We start from the raw sequence: 3,819 nt of genomic DNA, 5'->3' as shown, positions 1-3,819 counted from the left end.
GACCTGCGGATGGAATAAGCCCCGAAATAGAAGATCACATACGACACGAGCATCAAGACAAAACCAACCCCCTTGAGGTTGTCTGAGCCTTCAAACAGTATCTGGGCAAAAATGGCCAGCGGAACATAAATGACGAATTGGGTCGTCGCATTCGACGCCGGATTGATTTTTCGCACCCAGGTGGATTGGACGAACATCCAGACGATCATGAAGACCCCAAGCGTGAGGAGCGTAAACAGCAGCACCAAAGCCCAATGCAATTGGGGTGGCGCCGGGTAAGCGTCTGCGTTCATACCGCCGCCTTGTGGCCCGGGGTTGGTGAAAGGATCCGGTTGGTAGTCACTCATAAGCGTCTTTTTTCTTTTTTTAATCGATCAATCGCGCGAGGCCATCGGCGACCGCCCGCGATAGGCAGCAAAGCTGGCCGGTCGCCTTACAACGCCTTGCCCAGCCGGGCCACACCCTCTTCAATCTTCGCCACATCCGCGGTGGCAAAGCTCAGCCGCAGCGTGGCCAGGTCCGGGTTGCTGGCGTAGAACGGCGCGCCGGGCACAAAGGCCACGAGCTGCTCAATGGCTTTTTTGGCGAACTCGCCGGCGTCTTTGCTTTTGCCGCCCGCGCCCGTCAGGCGTGCCCAGAAGAACAAGCCGCCCTGCGGCTGGGTGAATTCAATCGCGTCACCGAGCTCGCGCTTGAGCGCTGCGCCCATGGCATTGGCGCGCTCGCCGTACACCTTGCGCACATGGGTCAGCGTGGCGGGCATGCGGCCGGCCTTGAGGTATTGGGCAGCGGTGGCCTGGGCGAAGGTGCTGGTGTGGGCGTCGCTGAACTGTTTGCACATGGTGGCTTTGGCCAGCAGTTCGGCGGGGGCGATCATCCAGCCCACGCGCAGGCCGGGGCTCAGCACCTTGCTGAGTGAACCGCAATGCGCCAGCAGCTCGCGGCTGCCAGGCACGCCGGCGCTCAAGGCCAGCAGTGAGGGTGGCGGCGCCTCACCAAAGTAGAGGTCACCGTAGGGGTCGTCTTCGACGATCAGCGTCTGGTATTTGACGGCCATCTCGAGCACCTTCTTGCGGCGCTCCAGGCTGAGCAGCGCGCCGCTGGGGTTGCCGAAGGTGGGAATCAAATACACAAACTTGGGTTTGTGCTGGGCGATGAGTTGTTCGAGCTCGTCGGTCTTGACGCCATGGGCGTCAATCGGCGCGCTGATGAGTTCTGCGCCGTACAGGCGAAAACACTGGATGGTGGCCAGGAAGGTGGGGCCTTCGACGATGACCTTGTCGCCGGGGGAGATCATGGTTTTGCCCAGCAAATCAAGCGCCTGCTGGCTGCCGGTGGTGACGATGAGGTTTTCGGGGGCGACGTCTTTGGCGCCCTTGGTGGCCATGAAGGCGCTGAGCTGTTCGCGCAGCGGGCCGTAGCCTTCGGTGGCGCCGTATTGCAGCGTGCCGCCGGGTTCTTCGTTCAGGGCCTTGTTGCTGGCCTCCTGGATGCCGGCCACGTCGAACATGGCGGGGTCCGGAAAACCGCCGGCAAAGCTGACGATGCCGGGCTTGCCCAGCAGTTTGAAAAGTTCGCGGATGGCGGAGGTTTCAACGTTGTTGAGGCGGTCGGCAAATTGCAATGGCATGGGGGTCTCGCTTTCTGTTTTGTATTGTCGCCAATTTGCGCGCAGGTTTCCTGCGGCTTGGGCCGCCGGTTGCCTTGCGGCCGCCGGGAAGTTGACAGAGTATTAATCTAGAGTAATACTCTAGTCATGAGTTCTGCCACACCCCCTGCCGCTGCCGCCCTCTCTACCCGGGACCGCCTGCTGGACGCCGCCACCAAGGTGTTCCTGGCGCATGGCTTCACGGCCGCGTCGATGGACATGGTGCGCCAGGAGGCGGGCGTGAGCAACGGCAGCCTGTACCACCACTTTCCCACCAAGGCACAGCTGGCCGATGCGCTGTATGCGCACACGCTGCGCGATTTCCATGCGGCGCTGATGCAGCCCATCAGCGGCAAGGCCTCGGCCCAGGCCGGCGTCAAGGGCCTGATGCGCGCGTACATCCAGTGGGTGCTGCAACACCCTGACCAGGCACGGCTGCTGCACACGCTGCGGCGCGGCGGTGACATGGCAGGCGGCGCCGAGATCGACGCGGCCAATGAGCAGGCCTTTGCCACGCTGAAGGCCTGGGTAGCGCAGCAGGTGGAGGCCGGCGAGATGCGGGCCATGCCTTTTCACCTGTGGATGGCGCTGATGTTTTCACCGGCGATGTCGCTTACGCAGGGCTGGGTCAGCCAGCCCACCCCGGYCGTCACACCCAAAGTGAGGGCCGCACTGGAACACGCGGCCTGGATGGCCGTGGCGCCCTGAACACGTTCCCGATTCAACCAGGAGTACTTGCATGAAAGTTGTCAATGTTCATCAACGTTTGCTGCACGCGAGCCCGCAGCAGGTAGGCGCGCTGATTGATGCGCTGGGTTCGCAGGCCGATACGCTGTGGCCCGGGAAGGCATGGCCGCGCCTGAAGTTCGACAGGCCGCTGGCGGTGGGTGCCATCGGTGGGCATGGGCCTATCCGCTATGTGGTGGAAGCCTATACGCCGGGCCAGTCGGTGCGGTTTCGCCTTACCGCGCCGGTGGGTTTTGACGGCTGGCACGGTTTTGAGGTGCTTGAGGCCACGCCTGCGCATTGCGTGCTGGAGCACCGCATTGAGATGAACACACACGGCACTGGCCTGCTCTTGTGGCCGCTGGTGATTGGCCCCCTGCACGACGTCTGCGTGGAAGACGTGCTGTCGCAGGCGCAGCTCTCGCTGGGCAACGAGCCACGGCAGGTGCCCTGGCCGGCCTACATACGCCTGCTGCGCTGGCTGGTGTCGGGCGGCAGGCGGTTGACCCCGCCGTTTTCACGCAGGCAACATGCCCGCTGACTTGCTGGCCTGGGGCCGTCAGGTGCTGGGGCAACAGCCCTTCAGCGCGATGCTGAACGCGCAGCTGGATGCCTTTGCGCCCGGCGGCGCGGAGCTGTCGGTGCCTGTGGTGCCTGGCCTCTTGCAGCAGCACGGCTTTGTGCACGGCGGTGTGTTGTCTTACTTGGCAGACAACGCGCTCACGTTTGCGGGGGGCTCGGTGCTGGGCGACTCTGTCACGTCAGAGTTCAAGATCAACTACCTGCGCCCGGCCAAAGATGCCGAGCGCCTGCTGGCCGTGGCCACGGTGGTAGGCAGCGGCAAGACGCAGGCGGTGTGCCGATGCGATATTTTTGTGCTACGCGGGAAGGAGCGCATCTTGTGCGCAGCAGCGCAGGGCACGATACGCAAAGCGGGCTAGCCACAGCAACACGGGGCCGCTGGCGCTAGACTTGCCGGCATGCCTTTGACCCAGACGCAAGAGCTCGCGCCCAACCCGCACCAGCATACCTACATCGCCCGCATCAACCGGGTGGTAGACCACGTCAGCGCCAACCTGGACGGCACGCTGGACCTGCAAACGCTGGCCGATGTGGCGCACTTTTCACCTTGGCACTTTCACCGCGTGTTCCAGGCGGTCACGGGCGAAACCCTGGCCGACTGTGTGCGCCGCCTGCGGCTGGAGTCGGCGGCGCAGCGCCTGATATTTACGCAGCAGACCGCATTGCAGGTGGCGCTTGACACAGGTTTTGCGTCAGCCGAGGTCTTCAGCCGGGCCTTTCGCGCCCACTTCGGCACAACGCCTACGGCCTGGCGGCGTGGCGACTGGCGTGAGTGGGCAACGCGCCACGTGCTTGAACATGGCAAGAATCATCAAGCCCATCACAAGCCGAATCAAGACTCCATCATGGCGCTGTTTAAAGAT

At 63.3% G+C, this 3,819-nt stretch carries 6 protein-coding genes; 4 read left to right on the top strand and 2 right to left on the bottom strand.

Going from position 1 to position 3,819, the window contains the following annotated elements; genetic code table 11:
- Together AC1D1X_RS17935 and AC1D1X_RS17930 are read right to left on the bottom strand one after the other, a co-directional pair.
- Positions 1-347 (bottom strand): hypothetical protein (locus AC1D1X_RS17935; protein WP_477698801.1); only part of this gene is annotated, 347 nt, incomplete at its 3' end.
- A gap of 86 nt (positions 348-433) precedes the next feature.
- Positions 434-1,624: an aminotransferase-like domain-containing protein gene (locus AC1D1X_RS17930; RefSeq protein ID WP_477649566.1), complete on the bottom strand. Its 1,191-nt coding sequence runs from the start codon at positions 1,622-1,624 to the stop codon at positions 434-436.
- A 132-nt stretch (positions 1,625-1,756) separates the two neighbouring features.
- Here AC1D1X_RS17930 and AC1D1X_RS17925 point away from each other — a divergent pair, with 132 nt between their 5' ends.
- The 4 genes from AC1D1X_RS17925 to AC1D1X_RS17910 form a co-directional block, all read left to right on the top strand.
- Positions 1,757-2,356, top strand: a complete 600-nt coding sequence (locus tag AC1D1X_RS17925) for a TetR/AcrR family transcriptional regulator (RefSeq protein WP_477698800.1) — start codon at positions 1,757-1,759, stop codon at positions 2,354-2,356.
- 31 nt (positions 2,357-2,387) lie between these two features.
- On the top strand, positions 2,388-2,915 hold the full coding sequence (locus tag AC1D1X_RS17920; protein WP_477670971.1) for an SRPBCC family protein: 528 nt from the start codon (positions 2,388-2,390) through the stop codon (positions 2,913-2,915).
- The gene (locus AC1D1X_RS17915; RefSeq protein ID WP_477670972.1) at positions 2,905-3,315 is read left to right on the top strand and encodes a PaaI family thioesterase; all 411 of its coding nucleotides are present in this window, start codon (positions 2,905-2,907) and stop codon (positions 3,313-3,315) included. The genes AC1D1X_RS17920 and AC1D1X_RS17915 overlap by 11 nt, the downstream gene beginning before the upstream one ends.
- Positions 3,316-3,354: 39 nt before the next feature.
- A partial coding sequence (locus tag AC1D1X_RS17910) for a helix-turn-helix domain-containing protein (protein WP_477698799.1) occupies positions 3,355-3,819 on the top strand: 465 nt, incomplete at its 3' end.

The organism is Polaromonas sp. P1_G4, assembly GCF_056405475.1.
Note: the sequence above shows the minus strand (reverse complement) of the source record. Positions and strands in the feature narration are given on the sequence as shown.